Here is a 1366-nt window from a genome sequence, read left to right as displayed (position 1 = left end):
CGGGGGTCTAAAGCCCCCCGACCCCCCTATAGCACTTAGAGAAACGCGGCCCCTCTGAAAGGGGGGAACCCCCCAAACCCCTCCGGAGCCCCCTCACCCGTCTTCCCGTCCCGTCCTCCCCGGCGCACCGCGCTCCTCACGGGGACTCCTCCGCGCGGTCCGGCGGGGCCGCCCGGCCCGCCGTGTGCTTGAGCCGGGAGCGGGCGTGCATCCGGTCGGGGCCGGTGAGTCCGGACCAGTAGCGGTGGGTGCTGACGAACACCGCGAGTTCGTGCTCCCGACGCCGGAGCTTCTCCACCTCGGCCTGCTCGTCCTCGGTCCAGCCGGGTGAGGCGGTGCGCTCGATCTTGCGCCAGCCGTTGTCGTCGCTGAAGCCGTCGAGCGGTTCGACCGACCAGGGGAGCCGCTTCAGCAGGGCCGACAACTCGGCCCGGACCTGATGCAGTTCCTCCTGACCGGCAAGGAGGTCACTCGGAAAGTCATAGGTCGCAGCCACGGCCCGATGATACGCCTGTTCGATTTAGGGAGGCGAGTCACTCGGGGGTCCGCTCCGGCGGTTCACCCGATCGTGAAACCACCCGGGCGGTCGCGGGAACCGGTGCGCCGTGCCGCCGTGCCGCGCCGGGCAACGTGCCGCCGGGGCCGTCCGGTTCGGGAGAAGGGGGACGTATCCCCCGCGTTCGCCGGTCCTGTGGCCGGCGCGCCCCTCGGCGGGCCAGACTGGGGGCATGTGCCGGAGCATCAAGACCCTGCGTCCACCCGTCCTGCCCGAGGAGGCCACGGAGGAGGACATCCGGGCCGCCGCCCTGCAGTACGTGAGGAAGGTGTCCGGCTTCCGGGCGCCGGCCGCCCACAACCGCGAGGTCTTCGACCGGGCCGTGGAAGCGGTCGCGGAGGCCACCGCCGCACTGCTGGACGGTCTCGAGGTGCGGGGCGCCGCGGCCCGGCGGGCGGGATAGCGCACCGGCGGGGCACCGGGCCCGCGGACGGACGGCGGGAGTCCTCCGCGCGGGCCCGCGAGCCCTCCGGACGGACCCCGCGAACCCTCCGCGTGGTCGTGCGGGCCCGCCGCGCGAGTCGTACGGGCCCGCCGCGCGGACGCTACGAGGCCTCCGCCGGGCGGGGCCGCCTCCGCATCAGGAACGCGGCCCCCGCTCCCGCCCCGAACAGCGCGCCCACCGACACCGCCGTCGCCAGCCAGGTCGCCCCGAGCCAGTGGGCGCCGAGGTAGCCGAGGGTCACGCTGTACGCGGCCCAGGACAGGCCCGCCAGGGCCGACCAGGGGAGGAACTCGCGGGCGCGGGGGGGGGGGGGGGGGGGGGGGGGGGGGAGGAAGGAGCGAACGGCCGGAGTGAGGAGGGAGGAG

The 1366-nt window shown here is 75.1% G+C and carries 2 protein-coding genes and 1 pseudogene; 1 reads left to right on the top strand and 2 read right to left on the bottom strand.

Annotated features, from left to right (window positions below):
- Positions 1-136: 136 nt before the first annotated feature.
- Positions 137-496 carry a hypothetical protein gene (locus ACZ56B_RS09380; protein ID WP_468787967.1) on the bottom strand — a complete coding sequence of 120 codons (360 nt, stop codon included), beginning with the start codon at positions 494-496 and terminating at the stop codon, positions 137-139.
- Between the two features lie 232 nt (positions 497-728).
- Here ACZ56B_RS09380 and ACZ56B_RS09375 point away from each other — a divergent pair, with 232 nt between their 5' ends.
- Positions 729-959 (top strand): DUF2277 domain-containing protein, encoded by a 231-nt coding sequence (locus ACZ56B_RS09375; protein ID WP_468787965.1) that lies wholly within the window; start codon positions 729-731, stop codon positions 957-959.
- Positions 960-1101: 142 nt separating this feature from the next.
- On the opposite strand, the pseudogene ACZ56B_RS09370 reads toward ACZ56B_RS09375, so the two are convergent.
- Positions 1102-1366: pseudogene (locus tag ACZ56B_RS09370) on the bottom strand (hypothetical protein); the annotation flags it as partial.

The organism is Streptomyces sp. NPDC034670 (assembly GCF_055574875.1).
This window is presented reverse-complemented; position numbering and strand designations above follow the sequence as displayed.

Excerpts from the sequence above, each read along its gene's own strand:
- ACZ56B_RS09375 (WP_468787965.1), top strand. The coding sequence starts at position 729 with ATGTGCCGGAGCATCAAGACCCTGCGTCCACCCGTCCTGCCCGAGGAG.